The sequence below is a fragment of the Nostoc sp. genome (genome assembly GCF_036919575.1).
GTDB lineage: Bacteria > Cyanobacteriota > Cyanobacteriia > Cyanobacteriales > Nostocaceae > Nostoc.
Genome location: NZ_JBALBY010000023.1, coordinates 24,058 through 48,294 on the forward strand (window position 1 = coordinate 24,058; position 24,237 = coordinate 48,294).

The 24,237-nt window shown below is 42.6% G+C and carries 21 protein-coding genes; 9 read left to right on the top strand and 12 right to left on the bottom strand.

Annotated features, from left to right (window positions below; translation table 11 throughout):
- The first annotated feature begins 358 nt into the window (after positions 1-358).
- On the top strand, positions 359-2,092 hold the full coding sequence (locus V7K27_RS07510; RefSeq protein WP_334945810.1) for an iron uptake porin: 1,734 nt from the start codon (positions 359-361) through the stop codon (positions 2,090-2,092).
- 437 nt (positions 2,093-2,529) lie between these two features.
- Here the strand turns inward: V7K27_RS07510 and V7K27_RS07515 are convergent, their stop codons facing one another.
- Together V7K27_RS07515 and V7K27_RS07520 are read right to left on the bottom strand one after the other, a co-directional pair.
- Complete coding sequence (locus tag V7K27_RS07515; protein ID WP_334945812.1) at positions 2,530-3,108, bottom strand: Uma2 family endonuclease; 579 nt, start codon at positions 3,106-3,108, stop codon at positions 2,530-2,532.
- 252 nt (positions 3,109-3,360) lie between these two features.
- On the bottom strand, positions 3,361-4,485 hold the full coding sequence (locus tag V7K27_RS07520; RefSeq protein ID WP_334945814.1) for an FUSC family protein: 1,125 nt from the start codon (positions 4,483-4,485) through the stop codon (positions 3,361-3,363).
- Positions 4,486-4,551: 66 nt separating this feature from the next.
- Here V7K27_RS07520 and pip point away from each other — a divergent pair, with 66 nt between their 5' ends.
- A complete protein-coding gene (gene pip, locus V7K27_RS07525) occupies positions 4,552-5,499 on the top strand; it encodes a prolyl aminopeptidase (protein ID WP_334945927.1) in 948 nt (315 codons plus the stop codon).
- Between the two features lie 96 nt (positions 5,500-5,595).
- On the opposite strand, the gene V7K27_RS07530 is transcribed toward pip, so the two are convergent.
- From V7K27_RS07530 to V7K27_RS07540, 3 genes are read right to left on the bottom strand one after another with little or no spacing between them, the layout of a single operon-like run.
- Positions 5,596-6,102, bottom strand: a complete 507-nt coding sequence (locus tag V7K27_RS07530) for a pentapeptide repeat-containing protein (protein WP_334945816.1) — start codon at positions 6,100-6,102, stop codon at positions 5,596-5,598.
- Complete coding sequence (locus V7K27_RS07535; protein WP_334945818.1) at positions 6,092-6,316, bottom strand: pentapeptide repeat-containing protein; 225 nt, start codon at positions 6,314-6,316, stop codon at positions 6,092-6,094. The genes V7K27_RS07530 and V7K27_RS07535 overlap by 11 nt, the downstream gene beginning before the upstream one ends.
- An 8-nt stretch (positions 6,317-6,324) precedes the next feature.
- Positions 6,325-6,843, bottom strand: coding sequence for a pentapeptide repeat-containing protein (locus V7K27_RS07540; RefSeq protein ID WP_334945820.1), 519 nt, complete (start codon positions 6,841-6,843; stop codon positions 6,325-6,327).
- 178 nt (positions 6,844-7,021) lie between these two features.
- Here V7K27_RS07540 and V7K27_RS07545 point away from each other — a divergent pair, with 178 nt between their 5' ends.
- Positions 7,022-7,666, top strand: a complete 645-nt coding sequence (locus V7K27_RS07545) for a DUF4232 domain-containing protein (protein ID WP_334945822.1) — start codon at positions 7,022-7,024, stop codon at positions 7,664-7,666.
- Positions 7,667-7,701: 35 nt separating this feature from the next.
- On the opposite strand, the gene V7K27_RS07550 is transcribed toward V7K27_RS07545, so the two are convergent.
- Positions 7,702-8,892: an RNA-guided endonuclease InsQ/TnpB family protein gene (locus tag V7K27_RS07550; protein ID WP_334945824.1), complete on the bottom strand. Its 1,191-nt coding sequence runs from the start codon at positions 8,890-8,892 to the stop codon at positions 7,702-7,704.
- 212 nt (positions 8,893-9,104) lie between these two features.
- Between V7K27_RS07550 and V7K27_RS07555 the strand changes: the two genes are divergently transcribed.
- The gene (locus tag V7K27_RS07555; protein WP_334945826.1) at positions 9,105-9,896 is read left to right on the top strand and encodes a GH25 family lysozyme; all 792 of its coding nucleotides are present in this window, start codon (positions 9,105-9,107) and stop codon (positions 9,894-9,896) included.
- Between the two features lies 1 nt (position 9,897).
- A complete protein-coding gene (locus V7K27_RS07560; RefSeq protein ID WP_334945828.1) occupies positions 9,898-10,113 on the top strand; it encodes a hypothetical protein in 216 nt (71 codons plus the stop codon).
- Between the two features lie 9 nt (positions 10,114-10,122).
- Here V7K27_RS07560 and V7K27_RS07565 read toward each other — a convergent pair whose 3' ends face one another.
- The gene (locus V7K27_RS07565; RefSeq protein ID WP_334945830.1) at positions 10,123-10,560 is read right to left on the bottom strand and encodes an NUDIX hydrolase; all 438 of its coding nucleotides are present in this window, start codon (positions 10,558-10,560) and stop codon (positions 10,123-10,125) included.
- 405 nt (positions 10,561-10,965) lie between these two features.
- A complete protein-coding gene (locus tag V7K27_RS07570) occupies positions 10,966-11,937 on the bottom strand; it encodes an RsmB/NOP family class I SAM-dependent RNA methyltransferase (protein ID WP_334945832.1) in 972 nt (323 codons plus the stop codon).
- A gap of 164 nt (positions 11,938-12,101) precedes the next feature.
- On the opposite strand from V7K27_RS07570, the gene V7K27_RS07575 reads away from it, so the two are divergent.
- The 4 genes from V7K27_RS07575 (at position 12,102) to V7K27_RS07590 (ending at position 17,912) form a co-directional block, all read left to right on the top strand.
- Entirely contained in the window at positions 12,102-13,520 is a 1,419-nt protein-coding gene (locus V7K27_RS07575; protein ID WP_334945834.1) for a DUF2157 domain-containing protein, read from the top strand.
- A 386-nt stretch (positions 13,521-13,906) separates the two neighbouring features.
- Entirely contained in the window at positions 13,907-14,617 is a 711-nt protein-coding gene (locus V7K27_RS07580; RefSeq protein ID WP_334945836.1) for a GDYXXLXY domain-containing protein, read from the top strand.
- Between the two features lie 308 nt (positions 14,618-14,925).
- Positions 14,926-17,442: a CPBP family glutamic-type intramembrane protease gene (locus V7K27_RS07585; RefSeq protein WP_334945838.1), complete on the top strand. Its 2,517-nt coding sequence runs from the start codon at positions 14,926-14,928 to the stop codon at positions 17,440-17,442.
- A 29-nt stretch (positions 17,443-17,471) separates the two neighbouring features.
- Positions 17,472-17,912, top strand: a complete 441-nt coding sequence (locus V7K27_RS07590; protein ID WP_334945840.1) for a hypothetical protein — start codon at positions 17,472-17,474, stop codon at positions 17,910-17,912.
- Positions 17,913-18,264: 352 nt separating this feature from the next.
- Here the strand turns inward: V7K27_RS07590 and V7K27_RS07595 are convergent, their stop codons facing one another.
- The 4 genes from V7K27_RS07595 to psaA all read right to left on the bottom strand — a co-directional run bounded on the left by V7K27_RS07595 (position 18,265) and on the right by psaA (position 24,003).
- Positions 18,265-18,429, bottom strand: a complete 165-nt coding sequence (locus V7K27_RS07595; RefSeq protein WP_334945842.1) for a hypothetical protein — start codon at positions 18,427-18,429, stop codon at positions 18,265-18,267.
- A gap of 83 nt (positions 18,430-18,512) precedes the next feature.
- Positions 18,513-19,058 (bottom strand): photosystem I reaction center subunit XI, encoded by a 546-nt coding sequence (locus tag V7K27_RS07600; protein ID WP_334945844.1) that lies wholly within the window; start codon positions 19,056-19,058, stop codon positions 18,513-18,515.
- 233 nt (positions 19,059-19,291) lie between these two features.
- A complete protein-coding gene (gene psaB / locus V7K27_RS07605) occupies positions 19,292-21,514 on the bottom strand; it encodes a photosystem I core protein PsaB (protein ID WP_334945846.1) in 2,223 nt (740 codons plus the stop codon).
- A gap of 122 nt (positions 21,515-21,636) precedes the next feature.
- On the bottom strand, positions 21,637-24,003 hold the full coding sequence (gene psaA, locus V7K27_RS07610; RefSeq protein WP_334945848.1) for a photosystem I core protein PsaA: 2,367 nt from the start codon (positions 24,001-24,003) through the stop codon (positions 21,637-21,639).
- Positions 24,004-24,237: the final 234 nt, after the last annotated feature.

A 24,237-nucleotide genomic window follows, 5' to 3' on the forward strand; every position in this document is an offset into this window, starting at 1 on the left:
TTTAATTTAGCCAGATGTCTAATTATTTGCTGAGAACTTACCCTGAGTATTTTATAAGAAGAATTCAGAACTCAGGAGTCAGAATGACGACAAGCTCAGTAACCATAATCGAACTCAGCATCAAATCAGTTCTGAGTAGTGAGTGCTGAGTAGAAAGATTTACTCAGAACTCAGTACGGGTTAAATCCTAGCTATCCGCTAACAGCACTCCTAAAGATTCTTCATCCGTAAAAATTTTGTGAGACATATCTTAGTTGACTACAATCTGGTAAGATTTCCAACAAGTAGAATAACTGCTTGTTCTCTTTTTCTTGAAGCCACTGATTTCGGGTCTTTTTTGGGAAAGGAAAATAAAAAAATGTCTCATCTGTTGTGGAAAACTCTGGTACTAAGTCCAGTAGTTTTGGGAGTGACAATGTTGGTTTCTGTTAGGGCTATAGCTGCTAAAGTACCAGGCTCTTCTGAAGATATAAAGGCAAAAGTTGCTCAAACAGAAGCACCAATAGCTTCTGCTGCTTCAATATTCATTCAAACAGAGCAACCAAAAGTTAATCAGCAGTTGGTTGCCCAAAAGACTGATGATAATAACGTTTTAGAAGAGGTTAACCGCTACAGCAGCGAAGGCGAGAACCAGAATTCACTGTCTCAAGTCACATCAGTTTCTCAGTTTTCTGATGTACAGCCGACTGACTGGGCATTCCAAGCTTTGCAATCGCTGGTTGAGCGCTACGGTTGTATTGCTGGATACCCCAATGGCACTTACCGTGGCAATCGAGCCTTGACTCGTTATGAATTTGCCGCAGGTTTGAATGCTTGTTTAGATCGAGTTAATGAACTGATTGCGACAGCAACTGCTGGCTTGGTGTCAAAACAGGATTTGACGACCCTCCAGCGTTTGCAAGAGGAATTCTCGGCAGAACTAGCAACTCTGCGTGGTCGAGTAGATTCTGTAGAAGCACGGACTGCTGAACTTGAAGCAAATCAGTTTTCTACTACAACCAAGCTGGTTGGTGAAGCAGTTTTCGCTGTCACCGATAACTTTGGCGACAACGACAAAAACAACACTGTTTTCCAAGACAGGGTGCGTTTAGACTTGCAAACCAGCTTCACAGGTAAAGATACTTTGCATACTAGGCTTGCAGCTGGTAATGCAGTTGGATTGGCTTTACCAGGTGGCACATTTGAAGGGACTCAAACCTTTAGCCTGTCCCCTTCTACGAACAACAGTGTTTATATAGACTGGTTGTCCTATTACTTCCCCATTGGCAACTCCCAAGTTTACATAGCTGCGAGTGGAGGTATTCAGAGCGATTACGTTCCTACCGTCAACCCATACTTTGAGGATTATGATGGCGGTAACGGTGCTTTGTCTACCTTTGCTTCTGAAAGTCCGATCTATCGGATTGGCGGCGGTGCTGGTATCGGCGTTAACTTAGCCTTTGGTAAAGGTTCTGGTGGCTTCCAACCTTCATTAACCTTGGGTTACTTGGCATCTCAAGCGAATAACCCTGGTCTAAATACGGGTTTATTAGAGGGTAACTATGCTGCTTTAGGACAGTTGAATTTAAAAGTAGGCGATCGCATCACCTTAGCTGCAACCTACGTCCACGGTTATCATAATGGTGGTACTGTATTATTCGATGCCGGCTCCGCGAGTACAACAACTGGTGTAGTTGGTACTGCCCAAGCTAACTTTGTCGGTGGTGGCAATCCATATTCAACTAATTCCTACGGCTTTGAGGCTGCTTTCAAACCTAGTGACAAACTGTCGATTAGTGGCTTTGCGCTTTACAGCGATATCAGAGGCTTTGGTGCTAATGATGATAGTCAAGTTTGGAGTTATGGACTTGGGGTAGCCCTGCCAGACTTAGGTAAAAAGGGCAACGTTTTAGGACTTTTCGCCGGTATTGAACCATATGTTGGAGGTAACACTGGTGATAAACCATACCACTTTGAAGGTTTCTATAAGTATCGCGTCACCGACAACATTTCTATTACTCCTGGGGTAATTTGGTTAACCAATCCTGGTCAACTTGCTGGCAACAACGATGATGCAATCATTGGTACGCTGAGAACGACTTTCACCTTCTAAAGGTTTACAGCAATTTGCTGTAGGGTAGTACAGTTAGCTGAATCAGCAGAAGCCTCACACTCACTTTTAGGAGTGTGAGATGTACGCGAGTGAGGTGACGACTATCCCTTTTTGGATGTGTAAAGCACGGGAAAAAGGGATGTGGAGGAAACGAACAAATCTAAGCTAAAATTAACAAATAGGGGCGGCAGGGCATTCCGTCTCTTTAATAAAGCTCATCGCCTCCTAAGCAATAGCCGGATTGGGTGAGAAGCCTACACTGCACTGCTTGCAGTCAGTGTAGGAGTATGTCACAGGCTGTAAATACTCCTTAGACATAGGAGTGAAAATGATTGATTGTAGAGACGTAGCATTACTACGTCTCTACAAGGTTATGGATAACGCATATCTAACTATCTGACAATGCCATAATAACTTTTTTGTGGGATTGTCAGATATTATACCTGTCCAGCCGTCAATACTTGGGCTGCGGTCAAATTCAGCATTGGCAAAGTCACTGATCGAATAATGTCTGTTCCTTGAAACACAGCTTCTTCATACAGTCCATCTACCAGAGTCAGCAGGGTAATCCTGGCTCTATCAGCATCAACAATCCAGTATTCAGAGATCCCCCGTGCTGCGTACTCAGAACGCTTATATCGGTAGTCTCTATCCTCATTCACTTTTCCTGGGGAGACAACCTCAACCACCAGTGCAGGGGAAGGCATATCTGAAGTGATCGTAGCCCGTCCAAGAGCGATCGCTTCTAATAACTCCTGTGTCAAGATCATCAAGTCAGGCACTCGTACACGAGTCCGGTTGCCGATGACCACGAGTTCTGTATCTTTATGGCGGATCAGTTGAATCGGCACAAACTTGAGAAACTGTGACAGTAGATAGAGAGAAATTAAGTTATTTCTATCGCTTTCCGGTGGGATTTTAAGCAACTCTCCATCCACAAGTTCGTACCGAGCATCTGTGCCATCATCATAGGCAAGGTACTCGTCCAGAGTGAGTTTCCTGATTGCTGTGGTCATAAGCTTTTTTAGTTAATTATCACTCTCAACTTAGATTTTACTCATATCTTGCACCAGGCGACTGGAAGTCGCGCGCCAGTTGCTCATGGGGGAAACCCCCAAGACCGCACTGGCTTGGCTACACAGGCAAAACCCGCCTGCGCGGGTTGAAAACCTTTGATTTTATGTTAGTCCGCGCAGGCGGACTTCGTTTGTATAGCCGCGATTTCTAATCGCTAGGGCTAGGTGCAAGATGTGAGTTTACTTCTATTTTTACTTGGTACTCAGCGTACCTGCCATTTTTTGCAGTTTTCTGCCCACCTCTTCCATCGTGTAAAAGAAGGTGAAAAACCGGAGTATCTCATCCATTGGATAATCTTGCTGTTTAATTTCTTCCAACCGATTTAATTGCTCAGTAGCATTGGTGATTGCAACTTCCATTCCTGACAAAGATAAACTAGGTTGGTGCGATTTCACAGCTGTTGCGAGGGTGAGCATTGCACTTTTAGTTTCTAGTGCCAGTTGGGTAATTTGAGGTGAAAGAATTTGCCAGAAAGTATCCTGCTGTCTAGCAAGTACGGTATGTTCCATTGTCAAAATGTGTTCCCAAATCCGGCGGATGAGAAACTCCCAGGCTTCATTCACCCGTTTTCCTGGCGGTTCGTTTGTCTGTCCCTGTCTGACTTCCTGCCATAGCGATCGCCCCTTGGTCAGTGAACTAATGATACTAGTTTTCAACTTATCCACACGGGGGCGATCGTAGTTTCCTGTAAAGGCAGAGTCCACAACTAACTCATAAAACTGCTCCAAATCAGTTAGCGTTTGTGACAAACAACGCCTCAGTTCGACTCCAGCCGAAGCAGGAAAAATAAAATTGTTTACCAACAGTGCGACACCAATACCTAAGAGGGTTTCGAGAAAACGACCCCAAGCGTACAGCCAAGGTGATTGGCTGTGACTTAAAATGACGATCGCTGACACATACCCCGCCAATTTTGCTGCCTCATTGAATTTCCAATAAGAAGTCAGAAAGATCGTCAAAAATACACTGATTCCCAATGACCAGAAATTTGTACCCAGCGCAACCGCAAAGATGGCTCCACCGATGGCACCAATCACCGTGCCAATTATTCGTTGAATTCCTAGTAACAAAGTGCTGCCATGAGTAGATGACATGACAATGATGGCGGCGATCGCTGCATAAAAAGGATACTGCCATCGCAACGCCTGAGCAACTTCAAAAGATATTGCCGATGCGATCGCCATTTTGAATGCCATCTTAGCTAGCACAATTGTTGAGATTCCATGCGGAGTAGCAGCCCAAGTTTTTAATGCTGTGATCATTCTCATCTGAGGCGATCGCCGTTTAGGTGGAAGACCATTGGAGGGTTGTATCATGGGTATCGGGATTATTTGATTTATGCAAGCGATCGCAATGACAACATTAGTGATAAAATATGCAAAATGCGAGAACTTTACCCAGCGATCGAGCCTTACTTAGAAGGTATTTTAAAGGTTTCCGACCTTCATACCATTCATTTTGAAGAGTCAGGGAACCCGCAAGGTCAACCCATCGTTTTGCTGCATGGGGGGCCGGGTGGCGGATGTCCAGCTTTTTATCGGCAATATTTCCATCCAGAAAAATGGCGGTTAGTGATGTTTGACCAGCGCGGTTGTGGTCAAAGTACGCCCCATGCAGAATTACGAGAAAACACCACTTGGGATTTAGTCAGTGATATCGAAAAACTGCGCCAACATTTAGGTATAGAAAAGTGGGCGGTCTTCGGTGGTAGTTGGGGTAGCACTTTATCATTAGCCTACAGTCAAACCCATCCCTCTCGATGCACGGGGCTAATTTTGCGTGGGATCTTTATGCTGAGACAAAAAGAGTTGCGCTGGTTTTACCAAGAGGGTGCGAGCTATATTTTTCCTGATGCTTGGGAAGAATATTTAAAACCGATTCCCATAGATGAACGTGATGATCTGATCGCAGCATATTACAAACGCTTGACCAGTCCAGATTTAGAAATTCAATTAACAGCAGCGCGTGCTTGGTCAATTTGGGAAGGTAGTACAAGTAGACTTTTCTTAGACCCAGAACTCATGCAAAAGTTTGGCGAGAGTGAATTTGCTTCAGCTTTCGCACGTATTGAATGCCATTACTTTATGAATAAGGGATTTTTGGAAACAGAAGATCAATTACTCTTAAATGTACACCGTATCCGCCATATTCCGGCTGTAATTGTTCAGGGACGCTATGATGTAGTTTGCCCAATGATATCAGCTTGGGAATTACATCGTGCTTGGCCGGAAGCCGAATTTATAGTGGTTCCTGATGCTGGACATTCGATGAGTGAGCCAGGAATTCGTAGTGCTTTGATTGAAGCAACAGATAATATTAAATTCGCTTAAATATTTAAATTTCTATAGCCTTTCCCAATCATATAAGGTACATCATAGCCCCCTCCTCGCTTGCGGGGAGGGGGTTGGGGGTGGGGTTCTTGTAGCTCACTCAATCCAATCAGGTCCTTTGAAGAAACTTCCATCTTCTCTAAAAGTTTGATACACCAAAACACCTTCTCCGAGAGGAGGGAAATTTTTGGCTCCCCTGAAGTCAGTTTTTATAAATTTGGCAGTACCACCAATCGCCGCCCTGTAGAGATTAGCCCCATCAAATATAGCAGCAGTCAAGATAGCATCATTCAAACTGGCATTGGAGAAGTCAGTCCCTATGCAATCAGCACCACTTAAGTCAACTCCTCGCAAATTGGCATAACTGAGATTGGCATTTGTGAGGTTAACACAAAGCATTTTGGCTCCACTCAAGTTGGCATGGCTCAGGTTGGAGCCACTCAAATCAACACCTATCAAATCGGCTCCGCTCAAGTCAATTTCCCGCAAATCTTCTCCATCCAGCCCGGAGGAACTGATTCTAATCCCAGCAAAATCTCTCTCGCCAGCAGCGTATCTCTTAAGCAACTTTCGACGATTAATAAACTTTCTTTCATCTTCCATAATTTATGTCTGGTGTCAACGCTCCAGTTAAATTGGCAATTTCCAAACAGGCGTTATTCAAATTAGCCCTACTCAGATTTATATTAGTCAGTTTGCCTTTGTCAAGAACGACATCTCTCAAATCAGCACCACTCAAATCAGCACTACGCAAAACAAAGTTTTGGCTATTTAATTGCTTATTTCCGCCTTCCTGTACTAATAATCTTGCAAGCATAAACTGAGTTAGGGAAATATTTTCGAACCGTCAGGCAACTCAATCTCATCAGTGACAATCTCTCCGTTGGGCATAATAGTATCTCGCCTGAGGGGATATCCATCAATATCTTCCCAAATAGCTCCTCGGAGGTTAGCATTAATCAGGATGGAAGTATCTCCCCAGCTAGTACCTTTGAGGTTAGCCCCTTCCAGATTGACATCACGCAAAGTAGTTTCTACCAAACTCGCTTCTTCCAAGTTGGCACTTCTGAGGTTAGTTTCTGTCAGTCCAGCATCAAACAATTTAGCTCCTCTCAAGTCAGCTTCTTCCAGATTAGTCCTGAACAGACTAACCCCAGTCATTTTCGCTTGTCTCAAAATTGCTCGACTGAGATTAGCCCGGTCAAATTTAGCTCCTTCCAGAACAGCACTAGTCAAGTTAATCTCTCTCAAGTCAGCACCACTCAAATCGATATTACTCAAATTAGCCCTGCTAAAATCTCTCTCCCCAGCAGCATAACGCTGGAGCAATTCTTCAACGTCCATAACTTACCTATCGTATCGAATGACACATACAAAGATAACTTATTTAATCTTTGGCAAACTCTCATAGACCCCACTATAAAAGATGGTATATGCACAGCAACGCTAACCGTTGTGAATTTGGAAACTTACACTGTATATAAACCATCAGTGTAAGTAGTTCACTAGAGAGAAAAAAGATATGCGAATTCTAATTGTGGAAAGCAGTATGTTGTTGCTCCTGACTGCGATGACAAGTGGCTGTGTAGGTTCTTCCTCTGTTACAAAACAGCCGCAAGCCTTGCCAGCAAGCACTGAGCAGGCGACGAAGGAAACTGTGTTGACCTCAACACCTACACCGACTCAAAAAACTACAGAGAATTCTACCCCTGAAGCCACTATTGCCACGAATCCGACGCGCTGTGAAACTAGCCAATTGTCAGTGCGCCAAGTCTCCAAAGATGCTGGCGTTGGGAATGTTGCACTCACCTACGCCTTCACCAATAACGGCTCATCCCCTTGCACCCTCAACGGTTATCCGGGATTGGCAATACTGGATGCAAAAGATCAGCCTTTGGAGAGGGTTAAAGTTATTCGTTCCAAGGACACATACTTTTCGAGTCAGCAACCTCGACAACAAGTAACTCTAGCTCCTGGAAAACAAGCATCATTTCAGATAGCATATAACCACATTGGTTCCCCAGAGGAACACTGCCCAATGTCTAGTAAAATTCAAATCACGCCTCCGAATGCTTACCAGCACTTTACCCTTACAGAAGAAATCAAGCCTTGTACGGGCAAAGTTAGAGTGACTCCAGTGCGAGCCGTTACCACTCAACCCTATTGACACTCCCCGGTGTGAACGCACGGGGATTCTTCTATCTACGAGACAGCTTGCTCTAACAGGATTACTCCAGCTAAAGTAGAGGTTGTTTCTCCAGAAGCGTTGCTTGCGTCTAGCGCAAAGGTTCCGGTATGCCCTACCGTACCCAATCCTAAATTAAGAATATTTATCCCGGCGTTGTGATCTCTATCTAAATTGCATCCGCATTGACAAACGTGTGTGCGAGTAGACAGAGACTTTTTCACAATTACGCCACAGTTAGAACATTCTTGCGAGGTATATGATGGATTTACCGCAATAGTAATCCTCTTAAATACCTTTCCAAGATACTCCAACCACACCCTAAATTGATACCATCCAGCATCATTGATTGACTTTGCCAAGCAATGATTTTTCACCATGTTCTTAATTCTCAAATCTTCGTAGACGACTACATCGTTTGATGTGATTACGCACCTTGCCAACTTCACGGCATGGTCTTTACGTTGTCTGCTTATTTTGAGGTGAACTGTACCTAATCTAGTTCTGGCTTTACGTCTGTTGCTAGAACCTTTAACTTTTCTGGAAACAAGCCTTTGTGACCGTTTCATTTTATGTTCCGCAGTTCGATAGAACCGAGGATTTTCAACTTTATTTCCAAGAGAATCGGTGTAAAAGCAAGATAATCCTACATCTAGCCCAATTGTCTGATGAGTGGGTTTAATGGTTTCTGTCCGGTCTGCTGATATGCAGAATTGCACATAATAGCCATCTGCTCGTTTAATTAGCCTCACGCGCTTAATTTGGTCGGTCTGATAAAAATTCAGGTCACGAGTACCTTTCATCTTAAGACTGCCGATTCCATTTTTATCGCTAAAGATAATAGACTTTCTGTTTTCAGACAACTTCCACCCAGTTGATTTATACTCTACGCTTCTACAATCTTTTTGAAAAGTTGGATACCCCTTTTTACCCGATATTTTTTTCTTGCAGTTGTCGTAGAACCGAGATATACAAGCCCATGCCCTTTCTGCTGCGGCTTGTCTGGCCATCGAGTTTAACTTCGAAGCAAAAGCAAACTCTTTCGCCAATAATGCACAATGCCGTGAGAGTTCAACCCAAGACGAAGCCTGACCGTCCATCCACAATCTAATAGCTTTATTCCGAATAAACTGGGTTGTTCGGATAGCTTCATCAATTGCTTGAAACTGTCTTGCTTTGCCGTAGGTTTTGAACTCAAAAACTAACATGGAATTTTCTGTTTATCATAGTCTTATGATAGCATAGTGTTCATAAGATAATCAAAGAAAATACAATATAAAGCCGTCCTGGAAGGACGAGGCTTTTACCCAAATTTTCGGTAAATTTCTGTAATTTACTCAAACATCCAGAAATAGCATAAATTTGATTAGAGCCTGTGATAAGTTCAGTATTGCACTGTATAAAAAGGTTAAAAAATTCTATGGAAGGAATTGATGTTGCCGATCAAGATGGCAGAGTAGATTGGACAGCAGTAAAAAACTCTGGTAAAACTTTTGCCTTTGTCAAAGCCACAGAAGGAGTTAGCATCAAAGATTCTGCTTTTGCTCATCACTGGCAGACCATGAAAGCTGTTGGTATTATTCGGGGTGCTTATCATTTCTTTCACCCACATACATCTGACCCGGTTCAGCAAGCGAAGGAATTCTTAAAAACACTGGGAAAATTAGAACCGGGAGACTTACCACCAGTTCTGGATGTAGAGGTAAATGACAAAGTAAATAGCCAAGCTGTAATTAATGCAGCTAAACTTTGGTTAGCAGAGGTGGAAAAAGCCCTTTTACAACAAACACAAAAACCAATCAAACCAATTATTTATACCTTCCCCAGTTTCTGGACAGAACTTGGCAATCCATCTGATTTTGCTAGTTATCCGTTATGGATTGCCCACTACGGAACCAAGAACCCAACTATTCCTAGCGCTTGGCAGGGGCAATACTTAATCCATCAATATGAAGGTGATATATCTGGTGTACCAGGTGTTAGTGGTCGAGCCGATTTGAATAGATTTAATGGATTTCAGCTAGGAGATTCTGGGCTAAGAGTCAAACAATTACAACAGCAATTAACAAAGATTGGATTATATACTAATGCCATTGATGGGCATTTCTCTGAGTCAGTTAAGGATGCAATTGTTAGTTTCCAAACATCTAAGAAATTGCAAGCTGATGGAATTATCGGTATAAAAACTTGGGTAGCTTTATTGTGGATTTAGAATGGATTGTACACTCAAGAAAAAAATACTCAACTACTTACTTATTGTGGGGTGGGCGACACGAGCGCCCTTAGCCAAAGGCGGGCAAGATGCCCACCCCACAAGTAGTAGTAATTTATTTGTTGGAAATGTCTTAGCGATCGCAGTTATTTTAAGTATAACCACTTCTAAAAAAGCCCTCACTTTGCTCCGAGGGCTTTGTAATAATCTGTATTGATATATCTGACTAACATCGAAATGCACAAAACTGAGATTTTACCTGAAAAAAACCTTTAAGGATTCGTTTGAGTGAATTAAACTTAACGCACCTGATAGCTTTAGGCACTTTTACCCACTGGCGTTTTCTTTTATTTGCTTCTGGATAATCTTCACTCAGCATCTCGACTGGTAACAAATACATCTTAACGCGGTAATTTTTGCCTCGTTTGCGGTACTTGTAAGTACCCAGTTCATTCGCGTCTACCTGCCCAATCACCCCTGCTTCTTCCCACGCCTCTTTGGCTGCTGAATCAGGCGGACTCATGCCATTAGGAATATCTCCTTTCGGAATCACCCAATCTTGAAAGTTACGGGTCGTGATTAGCAAGATTTCAATTTTGCCATTGTTCACTCTATAAGGAATCACCCCAGACTGTTTAAACACTTTGCTGACTTTTTGACTCATGTAATTTGCATCCTGTAATATCTAGCTTTTTTGTACAATATTTACTTCAGAAAGTCGAGAGCTGATACCGGATAAATTCTGGTTAAGCTCAGATTATCAAAAGGTTAAAAATGGTTTTTACCATAAGAGTTAATTATTCAAAGTTTTTGATTGTTGAAGCAGGATATAAGAATCGCTAGGTTTGTAATCTTACAAATATAAAATTAACTGCTGTAAAATATGTATTCCCGATGGTTGATTTACAAATGCGGCACTCTTCAAAACATCACATATTTTGGCCTAATACCAGAATATATAGCCATCCTATTTTATTAAAATCACAGACTCAGATCCCCGACTTCTTAGAGAAGTCGGGGATCTCGTTCTTCACGAATGATTTAGGATTGCTATATGTCACCAATTTAACTAACTTGACTTTTTCATATTTTGGTAGATATACAGCGAAGATATTGTATTTAAATCTACTTCTTCACGCTCATCTTCATCCTCATTAGTATTTTTAAACAGGACTGTAAATGCACCAGCACCTAACCTATCTTGAGGAAACATTCGATAACAAGGCATTGTAGTTAAATGCGATTGATATTTAGATAAATTACTAATTTCTATTGCCTGAAACTGGGGAAAGCGTTCTAAAAACCATTCACAAACTTGCTCATTCTCTTCGGGTGAATAGGTGCAAGTCATATAAGCAAGATAGCCTTGTGGTGAAACAATTTTAGCAGAGTTAGCTATAATACGCTTTTGGCGATTTGCACTCTTATTAATAGCAGTTGGGTGAAAACATCCGGGTGCTTTTTCACCTTTGGCAAGTAAAGATTGTCCAGTACAAGGAGCATCTACTATTACTAGATTGCTAGAGCCGGGAAACATTTGGGCAAATATACTTGAATCTCGATTAACCACTGCACTAGGGCAAATCTGGCAACGCTTCAAATTAGAAATTAGCATTCCCAGACGTTTACCAATTACTTCATTACTAATAAGTAAGTCAGGTTGTAAAGCTTTCCAAGCAAAGATACTTTTACCTCCTGGTGCGGCACACATATCAAAAACTAAAGGCACTGACTGAGGAATAGCTAACAAAGTAGTAGCTGCAAAGACCGAAGAAAAATCTAAACAATAGAAATATCCTTTTTCATGCAAGGGATGCTGACCGGGTTTTTCTCCCAGAGATAAGCGGTCTATAAATTGTGGTTGCCAATAAGTTGGTGTTTCCACTGCTAAAAGCGAAATCTCTGGCTTTTCTTGACACCAAAGAATGCTGGGTGAAAAAGGCTGAGGATTCATTAAAGCCTCGATAAATTTTTCTTGATCATCTACATCAGTGAACAAACGCCGCGAAACTTTAAGTAATAAATTAGAAGGTTTTTCCATGTGAATTACGAATTACGAATTACGAATTAGTAAGTTGTATTAGAATCAAAATAAAATTGTTACACAAGAACAATGTAATTAAGGCTTTTGGCTTCATACTCAAAATATAATGACCGCCATTGGGATCGCAATGGCCAAGCTACCCCACTGCACCGGAGAAGGTCATGAACTTAGATAATTTTCCGCAAAAATTACGCAAAGAAGCACAATTATGGAGGGATGAAGGATTAATTAGTTCTTCGCTGTATGAGCAAATAGCAGAACGTTATCAATTTAAAAACCTGGAAACTGCTGCACGCGATCGCAATAAAGCGATCGCCATTACTGTGGGCAGCATAGTTTTATGCTTAGGCATAATTACCTTTGTAGCAGGAAACTGGCAGGGAGGGTCACGAGAAATCAAATTTATTCTGATGATCAGTTTGTTTTTTGCGATCGCAATCACTGGATTTTACACCTGGAGGCCACCTGAAGGAAAGAAACCAGAACGAAGCAAACGCTTACTGGGAGAAGGGTTGCTAATTTTAAGCGCCTTCATTTTCGGTGCAAATTTACTGCTGATGGCCCAGATGTTCAATATTGCCGGTTCAACTTCCCAACTGTTTCTCGCCTGGGGGTTGGGTGTTGTGGTGATGGCCTTCAGTTTGTGCTTAAATTCTTTAGGAATTCTGTCAATTGTCCTCGTGGAAATCGGCTACTGGACTGGACTAGAAGACTTGTGGTACTCTTCAGGAGAGTTAACTTGGTCGCGTTTAGTGGTGCAGCATCTGCCTTTATTGGCATGGCTGGTATTTGTACCCTTAGCCTACTTCTGTCGATCGCGTTGGATTTTTGGTTTAGCAGCCTTTGTTTTTGCGAGTTCCTTACAAGCCAACCTCAATCCTCTGCCACTGCTGAATTATGTTGATATAGCCCCTTGGGTGGCATCTTTTGCTTTTGCACTCCCACCTGCATTATTCTGGAGTTATGATGACTTGCTATTCCCAACTATAAATTATAGGTTATTTCAATATCTAGCCCGTAATTTAGCGTTGGTAAGCTTCGGCATTGTCTTTTATATCTTGTCTTTTCGTTGGGTTTGGGAATCTCCAAATTATGGTTATAATCAGCCAACGAATGTGACAAACTTATTCGAGTCTCTGCCGATCATCGATTTGGGGATTCTCAGTGGCTTGGCGGTATTGCAATGGTTGTTTCTACTGCGTCAAAGAAATAACCCTCCGCGCCGCGAAGTGATTTTCACAACTGCTATCATTAGTACTTTTCTTGTCTTTATTACCCTAGTACCTTTTTGGCATCAAACTATCAGCCGGATTGATGAACTTGGTGTTTTTATTTTCAATGTACTTCTAGCAACATTAGCCTGGGGACTAATTCAAGAAGGATTGAAATTAAGTAACAGAAGTTCCTTTTGGGGCGGTATGCTGTTAATAACACTGCAAATTATCAGTCGGGTGCAAGAGTACGACACCGACTTACTTTTTAAGTCGCTGGTCTTTGTTTTATGCGGTTCTGCTTTAATTAGCGCTGGACTTTGGTTTGAACGCCGCCTATCTGGTGGTGGCTCTACAAGTAAGAAGTAGGGCAAAATCAGAAGTCAGGAGTCAGAATTCAGAATTCAGGAGTCAGAATTCAGAATTCAGGAGTCAGAATTCAGAATTCAGGAGAAGCCCAATCATAAAGAGATGGAGTTTGAACAAAGTATTTAATGTTTTCTATACAGTTCACAAGGAGATCGGCTTTAAACCAATAATCATCTACCAGTTGCATTCAAAGCCCTTCTAACTCCTAACTCCTGTACAGACGCGATTAATCGCGTCTCTGCTCCTAACTCCTAACTCCTAACTCCTTCTAAAATCTGCCCATCATCAAAATCTCTGTGCATCAAAGTTTTTAAAGTTTCTCTGCGTCAGTCCTAATCTCGTTACTTTTGACCTCCTCAACACCTCTGCTTTTTAGGACTACGCTCATGACTAATACTTCTTCTGAATCTAAAAATAAAGCTTTGTCTCCCGAAGCCGAATTTTCCAGTAAGGTGACTTTTCGGGATTACTTGATTGCCACTGAACAAAAATCGAATAAGCCCTTACCTTTTTGGCGGTTACTAGCTCCTCTGGCGCTGCAAACAGGGCTAATTATGGCAGTACCAGCCCAAGCGCTTTATACAGATGTGGCAGGTAAGACGGTGATTTTGCAAACCGTACCTGTAAACCCTAACGATGTGCTGCAAGGTAACACCTTAGCGTTAGATTACAACATATCCCGTACTGCAAATTTGAGCAGACTGTCTGGTTGGCAGACATTAGTCAGCAAAGGTCGTGGAAGTGGCAGAAGATTGCCTGAAGGAACCAACATCTACGTGACTTTGCAAGAGCAACTATCCTCTGGGCGCGGTGTTCCTAGAGCTTGGAGACCGTTACGAGTAAGTAGCGATCGCCCCACAACTCTCAGAGCCAACCAAGTAGCCTTAAAAGGTATTTATCAGGATGGTTCTGTTAACTACGGCTTGGAAACATATTACATAAAAGAAAACCAACGGCAGCAGATTCGGAACGACTTGCAAGCCCAACGCGCCCGCAGAGGACAAGTACCACCCATTGTGGTAAAGGCGAAAGTAGATCCACAGGGAAATGCAGTGCCAGTTAGTATGTGGGTGCGCGATCGCAACTATCGCTTTTAATCGTTGAACCCCAAAAACCCTGCGCCGCTTGCTACCGTGTACACACAAGACATAGCAGTGAAAAAGAATGTAGAGACGTAGCAATGCTACGTCTCTACAAGGGTTCTAGATAAAGCATATTTAATTTCTGGAGATATCTCATATATCGCCTAAATTTCTAATGAAATATAGCATTTATTAATTACATGAGCTAGATCATAGCCCCCTCCTCGCTTGCGGGGAGGGGGTTGGGGGTGGGGTTCTTGTACTGGACTCAAAACAGTATATTTAGAGTAAGATTATCAGCAATTAAAACTTGCTGATAATATATGATTTTCCGTGGATTGAGTCGAAAAGCAAGGCTACTATTTACGAGATTTTTACTGCTAGCATTCATAGTAGTAATTGCGGTGTGGCAACTCTCCCCAACCCAACCCCAGTTAATACAACAAGAAAGCAATTACGCGATCCATATTCGACCAAATTTTAATCAAGCTAGTTTTTATCCCGTTGCACAAATTCCATCTGCAAACCTTTATAAACCGATTGCCGACTGGGTAGGAAGGTTAATTTTACCAACGAAACAGCAATTACAAGATGGTTTAGATTGGGTATGGATGGAAGTGCAATATGCACCACCTACAGCGCAAAAGTTGGTAGGAAATATTGTGCGTTTGGAGTGGAAAAAGAATAAAGATTTGCTTGATCACCTTAAAGCTGTAACGCGAGATATAAATTTCACTTCTGAAGTGATTAAAAGTCAAAAAAAAGGTAACATTCATCCTTTTCGACTAAATGGAGTTCGTCAGGTAGGAATTTTACGCTCTTTGGCTGGTGCGAATCCTGATGATGATGCAATTGTTGCTTTAGATTCAAGTACAATCATTGATGCCAGTAAAGAAAAATCTATTTTGCAAATTGAACGCGAACCTGTTTTGGCAACTGGTAGATTTTATGGGTTGGTAAAAATAATTAACCCGATTAAATCTAGCTCCAAAACTATTTTTTTTCCCAAAGAAAAGCAGTATAACGACTATTTTTTGGTACACCATTATAACCCTAATTCAAATAATTTTGATGGTCTTAAAGAAACTATTCGTATTCCCCAACAAGTAATAGATAAGCGAAATTTTGCTCCTTCAAGTTCGCAGCAAATCGAACAATCACCTGCGGGTGAGGATGGGTGGTATATTTATGGTGCTGCCGATGCAAAGGGTGTATTTACGGTAGTAGCACTTGCACCTCGTTCTCTGTTTCAAATTCAACCCCGTGAAATCATTACTGGTGAGGAATTAGGGCTAAATTACATCCAAGATGTAAATTGGCGAAATACCGAGAAAAATAAAGGTAAATTCAATACTGTATTATTAAAACCTGTAGAAACACAAAATTCACATAATCAATTTATATCAAAATGGCAAGAAGGCAATAAAGCTATTGTCCTACACCTATTTGGTGGAATTGGCGGACGTAAAGCTGAATCAGTCGGAGTACCTTATACTATCACCGGACATTTTGCTTTTGGAATTGCAGAAGTTGTCCGCGACGAGTTTACTAAAGAATTACGCTTTGAGACTAAATACCACCAAATTTATGCCCATAACCCTGATGGAATTATTGCCGGAACGCATACATGGGCTGATTATATGGGTAATTTACAACATGGTTGGCTGGCAACACGTCCAGTATCAGATATTCTGATCAAATTCGACCCTGTAACGCAGGATTATGATTTTGATGGTGTTAAACTTTCGCCTTTAGAACAATTCCAGCAACAATTACAGGTAACAATGGCACGTTATCGGGTTGGTGATGGAACTGGTGGCGCAATGGTATCACCTGCTACCTCATGCGTCCAAGACGCAAGCCAAGCACTTTATACTACGATACTGGTAATTAAAAACCAAGTTGCTATAACTCCTCAAATTCAAACTTGGGTACGCGCAAACCCCAATCACCCGCAAGCATTACGCTTTCAGCAGCTAGTTGAATTAGGTAAATCTTTGGAACAACAATTAGCACCCTTGGGTATAGTTCGCGCTGATTGGCACAGTCAAGCAGGTATACTTGCAGGTACAGGAATAGGAAAAACCACGCAACCATTTGAAGATGGTAGTATTTGGGCTGGTTTGACAACATGGCGAACAATAATGCCTAGACTTGCACACGACGACCTCGCCGCAATATTTTTAAAACATGGTGCGATTATGCAAGTATTGCGAACCAATCAAGTAGGTGGTTGGCAACCTAATATTATACCCATTGCACCAACAGGACTTTTGGGACAAATTAAGATTCCCTTTACCAATATTTCACCACTTTCAATTCTTTTAAATCGCGTTTTAACGTCCTTAGCAGTTCCGACACTAAAAGATTGGTTAGTTGTTGCTTTAATGCTGATAATTTATAGTGTTATTGCCCTACCTTATGGCTGGAAATCTGGATTTTTACATATCCAAATTTGGTCTGCAAATTGGATTGATAAATGCTTATTAATATTGCGTTGTTTATTTTTACCTGCGATTGTTGAAGAACTCTTTTTTCGCGTTTGTTTGCTTCCTCATCCTAGCGAAATCACCAATTGGTTCCAATGGGCTTTGTGGGCAATAGTGAGTTTATTATTATTTATTTTATATCATCCATTGAATAGTAAAATATTTTCTAAAGCTGAAATCCCCACATTTTATAATCGTGTTTTTCTGGTTTTAGCTGCATTTTTGGGAATTATATGTACTGTTGCATATACCCTAACAGGATCTTTGTTTGTGATAGTTTTAATTCACTGGGTTGTTGTTGTAGTTTGGTTAATTGTTTTTGGAGGAATCAAAAAATTTGATCGTAATTAAAAAATTCATAACACTAACTTGAACAAAAAATGGTAAAACATCTATTTAAAAATTTTTTATCAAATATTGATGATTACAAAGCTTCTGAAAATTTTTGGCGTAATTTGTGTGAGAGTATTCTTATAAAACACCAAGGACAGAAACATGGATGGAAAATTTGGTTGAACGTTCATTTTGTTGATGGAACTCCATTTTTAGATGGGAATCCAATTTATAGCTTAATATCGCCAGATAGTAAAAAAGGTATTTGTATTAATCAAGATGAAGCGACTACAGAAAAAGTTTATATTGGAGCATGGATGGATAAATTTGGACTTATTGATGATGAAGAAAATTTCATTGAAGAATTAGTTATTGCGTGCGAACTTTCAGAGGAATCAGTACAATTGGCTGGCGAACTTATCGAAGTATGGGTAAAAGAAAATACTTCATATTATGAAATGGAACTATTGATTGAAAAGAAACTTTGAGAGCATAGGTCTTGAAAGTGCCAGGTGCGGGCTGGCGACTCTCTCGACTGCCAATAGTAAACCTTGATGCCTGTATTTAGCACCACCGAATCTATGGCAACCTTCCCCAGCGCTGACTTTTCACCGGATGTAGAAACCCCTGGCTACAACGTTATCGCCAGGAGTAGTTCATAAGTAGGTGTGTTATAAAAAACTCCATCCCCTTGTGGGTGGAGTTTTTAGTCATTAGTCACTAGTCATTTGTCATTAGTACCAATGACCAATGACAAATGACTAATGACTAAAGCGGCGGGGCGGCTATCCCTCTACAGACACCTGGGGATGGAGTTTCCCGCCGCTTTCCATGAATTCATCATACTTCTTCTTGAGAGCCTTCTTCTTGAGAGCCTTCTTTTTGAATCCAGATAAATACTAAAGCAAATACTGGAAAAGGCAAGATATAGAATATTAAGGGAATCATGATCCAGGGTAGCCATGAAGCGGCATAATCACCTGTTAGTTGTGTTATATCTACCATGATGTATTCTCCTCATGAATTCAAAGTTGAAAAATTTATCTAAAACCCTCTGGACGTATCCCAAATTCCCAAGACAAGCTTGATTAACTAGCGTTAACCGCACCTCGCAAGATAGCATCTAAAGAATCAAAATTTTCTAGTAGAAAGTAGGCAAATATCGCGCCACCCATTGCACCAACAAAAATTCCACCATTCAATTGACTCCATTCTTCACGAGTTCTTAGTGGTCGAAGGAAGTCTTTAGAATATGAATTATAAGCTCCTTTAGGATTTCCTTGGAAAGTAGTAATTGCAAAGATGGAAATACCTAAACAGGCTGATAATGCTATATATATGGAGGTAATTAATCCACTGAGATTGGTTCCATGTGCTGATTCTCGCAGAGGACCAACCACAACCTCTGGGCCAACTAGTAAATAACCATGAGCCATGCCAATTTCTAACCCCCGCATGAAAGGTGTTAACCCTTTACGGTAAGCTGGCAAATTACTAATGAAAGCCCTAACTATGGGAGAATCATTGATAGGAGTGGATAGATTACCAAGACAAGGATCTCCTTTGAAGGGTTTAATTATGTCTTCTTCGTTGTATTCTTTAATTACCTCTGCGATCTCAGCTGTATTAGACATTACTATTTCTCCTTGTTGTCTTAGTTAAATACTATCATTGGCGCGGAAATTTAGAGCATTTTTATTGAAAGTTAACATATTTGTAACTAAAAAACTCTCCTACCTAAATAGGTAAGAGAGGAGGTCGAAAACTGAATATTTTTAGCTGAATACTTGCAGATTAATTACGCACTTATTTGCAAAGAACTAGAATTTGTTGCGTAATTTCAAGTGTAGTTAAACAGCTTTGAAGGTTAACCAAACTTACCTGCTGTTGAGGCGATTAAGAAAGCGCCATAAGTTGCGATATAACCAACAGTAAAGTGAGTTAAGCCGACTAAACGAGCTTGAACAATTGACAAAGCAACGGGCTTATCTCTCCAGTAGCCAAAGGATAGTGGAGTCTGTTCATGCGCCCAGGCTAAGGTTTCGATTAATTCTTGCCAGTAACCTCGCCAGGTAATCAGGAACATGAAGCTAACAGCCCAAGCTAGGTGTCCAAAGAGGAACATCCAAGCCCAAACAGCTAAGTTATTTGTGCCGTAAGGGTTATAGCCATTAATCAACTGTGCGGAGTTCGCCCAAAGGTAATCCCTGAACCAGCCCATGAGATAGGTGGAAGACTCATTAAATTGGGCGACATTGCCTTGCCAGACGCAAAGATGTTTCCAGTGCCAGTAGAAAGTGACCCAACCAAGGGTGTTAAGCATCCAAAACACGCCGAGGTAGGAAGTATCCCACGCAGAAATATCGCAAGTGCCACCCCGTCCGGGACCATCGCAGGGGAAAGCATAGCCGAAGTCTTTTTTATCCGGCATTAACTTAGTACCGCGAGCATCTAGCGCACCTTTGACTAAGATTAAAGTGGTGACATGCAAACCAAGAGCGATCGCATGATGTACATAAAAATCACCAGGGCCAATTGTCAGGAATAAGGAGTTGGTGCCGTTGTTAATTGCATCCAACCAACCCGGCAACCAGACATTGCCATGATTGGGCCATGCTGTGGAAGCAATACTATCTGGATTTGACAGCAACGTGTTAAACCCATACAATATCTTACCGTTAGCCGACTGAATAAACTGAGCAAATACAGGCTCAATTAATATTTGTTTGTCAGCCGCCCCAAAAGCTACTTCGACATCATTGTGGACGTACAAACCCAAAGTATGGAAGCCCAAGAACATCGATACCCAGCTAAGGTGAGAAATAATCGCTTCTTTGTGCTTGAGTACCCGTTCTAGAACATTTCCTTGATTCTGTTCTGGGTCATAGTCCTTAATCCAGAAGATCGCCGCGTGGGAAAACGCCCCTACCATCAAGAAACCGGCAATGTACTGATGGTGTGTGTATAGTGCCGCCATTGTGGTAAAGTCCTTAGCGATAAACGCATAAGGCGGCATGGAATACATATGCTGCGCCGTCAAGGAACTCGCCACACCCAGACAAGCTAATGCCAAAGAGAGTTGGAAATGCAAAGAATTATTAACGGTTTCGTACAGTCCTTGGTGGGGTAAGTTGAAGGGTCCTTCAACTTTATTGCCGTAGAATTCCTTGGAGTTCATCATCTCTTTGATGCTGTGACCGATACCCCAGTTAGTCCGGTACATGTGACCTGCAACAATGAAGATTACAGCGATCGCCAAATGATGATGCGCGATATCTGTCAACCACAAAGAGTAAGTCTGGGGATGGAAACCACCCAAAAAGGTGAGAATTGCTGTTCCTGCGCCTTGGGTACTATTAAATACATGGGCTGATGTATCGGGATTTTGCGCGTATGCCCCCCAGTTCCCAGTAAAGAACGGTTGCAAGCCACTTGGATGCGGTGGGGTAGACAAGAAGTTATCCCAACCTACATGAATACCACGAGATTCTGGAATAGCAACATGTATTAAGTGACCTGCCCAAGCCAAGGAACTGACACCAAACAAACCCGCTAAGTGGTGGTTGAGACGAGGTTCTGCACTCTTGAACCAAGCCAAGCTAGGACGGAATCTGGGCTTTAAATGCAGCGCACCTGCAAACAAAAATACAGCCGCCAGCAAAACTAGGAAAATAGCCCCAGCATACAGTTCATCATTCGTCCGCAACCCGATGGTGTACCACCAGTGATAAACACCGGAGTAGCAAATATCTACCGGGTTACGCGCTCCCGCTTGGGTGTAAGCTTCAATTGCCCCTGGCCCAAATTGAGCATCCCAAATCGCGTGGGCAATGGGACGGATATGTATGGGGTCTTTAAGCCAGATTTCAAAATTACCTTGCCAAGCAACGTGGAACAAAATTCCTGACGCCCACAGAAAGATAATTGCTAGATGACCGAAGTGAGAAGAAAAAATCCTTTGATAAAGATTTTCTTCCGTCATGCCATCTTGACTTTCAAAATCGTGAGCCGTGGCGATCGCATACCAAACGCGTCGCGTCGTTGGATCTTGTGCAAGTCCTTGGCTAAATTTGGGAAATTTAGTCGCCATAGTTTTAAAAGTTTTGAGATTTTCTCGTTCCCAGGCTGAATCTGGGATTGCACATCCAGAGGTTGAACCTCATGGGAGTTCCTATCTTCGTTCCTAGCTAGGGGCTAGGAACGAGAGGAGTATCATCCCAATGCCGACATTCGCGCCAGGAAGAACGCCCAAGTGGTGACAATTCCTCCCAAAAGGTAATGAGCGACCCCCACAGCCCGACCATGAGTGATGCTCAAAGCGCGAGGCTGAATAGCTGGGGCAATTTTCAACTTGTTGTGCGCCCAAACAATTGATTCGATTAACTCTTGCCAGTAGCCACGACCACTAAACAGGAACATCAGACTAAAGCCAAAAACGAAGTGTCCCGCTAAGAACATTAAGCCGTAGCCCGAAAGTGCTGAATTGTAGGATGTGATTACTTGCGTCGCCTGCGCCCAGAGGAAATCACGCAACCAGCCGTTATTGGTAATCGATGATTGGGCAAAGTTTCCACCCGTAATGTGCGTCACTACCCCATCTGCATCTACCGTCCCCCAGACATCCGACTGCATCTTCCAGAAGAAGTGGAAAATCACCATTGACAAGGAGTTATACATCCAGAACAGACCCAGGAAAACATGATCCCAAGCTGATACCTGGCAAGTACCGCCTCGTCCCGGTCCGTCACAGGGGAAGCGGAAGCCCAAATTAGCTTTATCTGGAACTAAACGCGAACTGCGGGCAAACAACACACCTTTCAGCAGCACTAAAACAGTGACGTGAATTGTGAAGGCGTGAATGTGGTGAATCATAAAATCCGCAGTACCCAAGGTAATGGGCATCATCGCCACTTTGCCAGCCACTGCGACAATACCGCCACCCCAGGCATAGCTGACAGGCTCATGCAAATTAGGTGCAGCAGTTCCCAATCCGCCCAGTTCCAGACCCCGCAAGCCGCCGAAAGCATTACCCAGAGGTGCAGCAGCTTGGAGAGCGGGATTTCCGATGGTCATCGTCTGGATGTGTTGTATCCACTGAGCAAACACTGGCTGCAACTGAATTCCCGTATCCGAGAACATATCTTGGGGACGACCAAAAGCCCGCATGGTGTCGTTGTGGCAGTACATTGCAAAGCTATGGAAGCCAAGGAACTGACACACCCAGGCTAGGTGGGAGATGATTGCATCGCGGTGGCGGATCGTCCGATCCAACACGTTGTTAACATGATCGGCTGGATTGTAGTCCCGTACCATGAAGATGCCTGCGTGAGCCGCGCCCCCAACAATGCAGAAACCTGCAATCCATACATGGTGGGTGAATAGCGATGTAACGGTCGCATAATCCGTTGCCAGATAAGGATAAGGGGGCATCGCGTACATGTGGTGCGCCACGAGGAGGCTGGCTGTTCCAAACTGTACTAGGTGGATAGCTAGATTAGCGTGCCAGGAAGTCTCGAAAATTTTATCGAGGCCTTTATGACCGACAGGCCCAATAAAGCTGAATAATGGCAGCATCTTCGGAGTTCTGGCATCATCGAGCATTTCCTTGAAGTCGTGGCCGATGCCCCAATTCGTGCGGTAGAAATGGCCGGCAATGATGAATAGCACTGCGATCGCTAAATGATGGTGTGCTACATCTGTTAACCACAAGCCGCCCGTCACGGGGTTCAGACCGCCCTTAAAGGTCAAAAAGTCAGCAAAATTTCCCCACTGCAAGGTGAAGAAAGGCACTACACCCGAAACGAAACCCCAACTTGCACTGGGATAGAGCTGATCCATCAACTTGGAATTCAAGATGAATTCGTGGGGTAAAGGAATGTCTCCTAGAGCTACCCCAGCATCTAACAACTTGTTAGTTGGTGAGGCAACATGAATCAGGTGTCCTGTCCAACCCAAAGAACCCAAGCCTAAAAGCCCTGCCAGGTGGTGGTTCATCATTGACTCCCAATTCAGGAACCACTCCAGCTTGGGAGCGCGAACGTGGTAATGGAACCAGCCAGCAAACAGCATCACTGCTGCCATCACCAAGGCACCAATGGCGGTGCAATATAGCTGGTAGGTATTAGTAAAACCTTGCCCACGCCACATCTGGAAGAGTCCAGAGGTAATTTGAATGCCGTGGAAGCCGCCGCCCACATCTGCATTCAAAATTTCTTGACCAAATATCGGCCAGACAACTTGGGCGCTGGGTTTAATGGCTGTAGGGTTCGTCATCCAAGATTCAAAATTGGAAAAGCGAGCGCCATGAAAATACATACCGCTCAACCAAATAAACACTACAGCTAAGTGTCCGAAGTGAGCGGCGAAGATTTTGCGCGATACGTCTTGTAAATCGCTGGTATGAGTATCAAAATCGTGGGCGAGTGCGTGGAGGTTCCAAATCCAAGCGGTGGTTTTGGGGCCTCTGACAAGGGTGCGGTCAAAGTGTCCTGGTTCCGACCACTTCTTAAATGAAGTTGGCACCGGATTGTTATCAACCTCAACCCTTACCTTTTGCTCTCGCTCAGGAGTAATTGTCATTGAAATTCTCCCTTTTCCATGAAAGAAATGAGAACTTTACTCTGCTCAAAGTTTCTCTATAAGTAGTTAGTTATTAGTTGGTAGTCGCTGACCAACTAATAACTAACTGAAGCAAGAATTTACAACTTTGAGTTTTGTTTATTGGTAAGCTGTCCCACATTGAAATTGCATAATATCAGAAAGAAAATTCTCTACAAGCTTAGATGCAATAAGAACTCAAGAATGTCTTTCTGA

Bases quoted from the DNA above. Each gene is read 5' to 3' on its own strand.
- V7K27_RS07570 (WP_334945832.1), bottom strand. From the start codon at position 11,937: ATGGAAAAACCTTCTAATTTATTACTTAAAGTTTCGCGGCGTTTGTTC.
- psaA (WP_334945848.1), bottom strand. From the start codon at position 24,003: ATGACAATTACTCCTGAGCGAGAGCAAAAGGTAAGGGTTGAGGTTGAT.
- V7K27_RS07535 (WP_334945818.1), bottom strand. From the start codon at position 6,316: ATGCTTGCAAGATTATTAGTACAGGAAGGCGGAAATAAGCAATTAAAT.
- V7K27_RS07540 (WP_334945820.1), bottom strand. From the start codon at position 6,843: ATGGACGTTGAAGAATTGCTCCAGCGTTATGCTGCTGGGGAGAGAGAT.
- V7K27_RS07585 (WP_334945838.1), top strand. From the start codon at position 14,926: ATGATTTTCCGTGGATTGAGTCGAAAAGCAAGGCTACTATTTACGAGA.
- V7K27_RS07595 (WP_334945842.1), bottom strand. From the start codon at position 18,429: ATGGTAGATATAACACAACTAACAGGTGATTATGCCGCTTCATGGCTA.
- V7K27_RS07510 (WP_334945810.1), top strand. From the start codon at position 359: ATGTCTCATCTGTTGTGGAAAACTCTGGTACTAAGTCCAGTAGTTTTG.
- V7K27_RS07550 (WP_334945824.1), bottom strand. From the start codon at position 8,892: ATGTTAGTTTTTGAGTTCAAAACCTACGGCAAAGCAAGACAGTTTCAA.
- V7K27_RS07555 (WP_334945826.1), top strand. From the start codon at position 9,105: ATGGAAGGAATTGATGTTGCCGATCAAGATGGCAGAGTAGATTGGACA.
- V7K27_RS07560 (WP_334945828.1), top strand. From the start codon at position 9,898: ATGGATTGTACACTCAAGAAAAAAATACTCAACTACTTACTTATTGTG.
- V7K27_RS07580 (WP_334945836.1), top strand. From the start codon at position 13,907: ATGACTAATACTTCTTCTGAATCTAAAAATAAAGCTTTGTCTCCCGAA.
- V7K27_RS07515 (WP_334945812.1), bottom strand. From the start codon at position 3,108: ATGACCACAGCAATCAGGAAACTCACTCTGGACGAGTACCTTGCCTAT.
- psaB (WP_334945846.1), bottom strand. From the start codon at position 21,514: ATGGCGACTAAATTTCCCAAATTTAGCCAAGGACTTGCACAAGATCCA.
- V7K27_RS07545 (WP_334945822.1), top strand. From the start codon at position 7,022: ATGCGAATTCTAATTGTGGAAAGCAGTATGTTGTTGCTCCTGACTGCG.
- V7K27_RS07590 (WP_334945840.1), top strand. From the start codon at position 17,472: ATGGTAAAACATCTATTTAAAAATTTTTTATCAAATATTGATGATTAC.
- V7K27_RS07565 (WP_334945830.1), bottom strand. From the start codon at position 10,560: ATGAGTCAAAAAGTCAGCAAAGTGTTTAAACAGTCTGGGGTGATTCCT.
- V7K27_RS07600 (WP_334945844.1), bottom strand. From the start codon at position 19,058: ATGTCTAATACAGCTGAGATCGCAGAGGTAATTAAAGAATACAACGAA.
- V7K27_RS07575 (WP_334945834.1), top strand. From the start codon at position 12,102: ATGAACTTAGATAATTTTCCGCAAAAATTACGCAAAGAAGCACAATTA.
- V7K27_RS07520 (WP_334945814.1), bottom strand. From the start codon at position 4,485: ATGATACAACCCTCCAATGGTCTTCCACCTAAACGGCGATCGCCTCAG.
- V7K27_RS07530 (WP_334945816.1), bottom strand. From the start codon at position 6,102: ATGGAAGATGAAAGAAAGTTTATTAATCGTCGAAAGTTGCTTAAGAGA.
- pip (WP_334945927.1), top strand. From the start codon at position 4,552: ATGCGAGAACTTTACCCAGCGATCGAGCCTTACTTAGAAGGTATTTTA.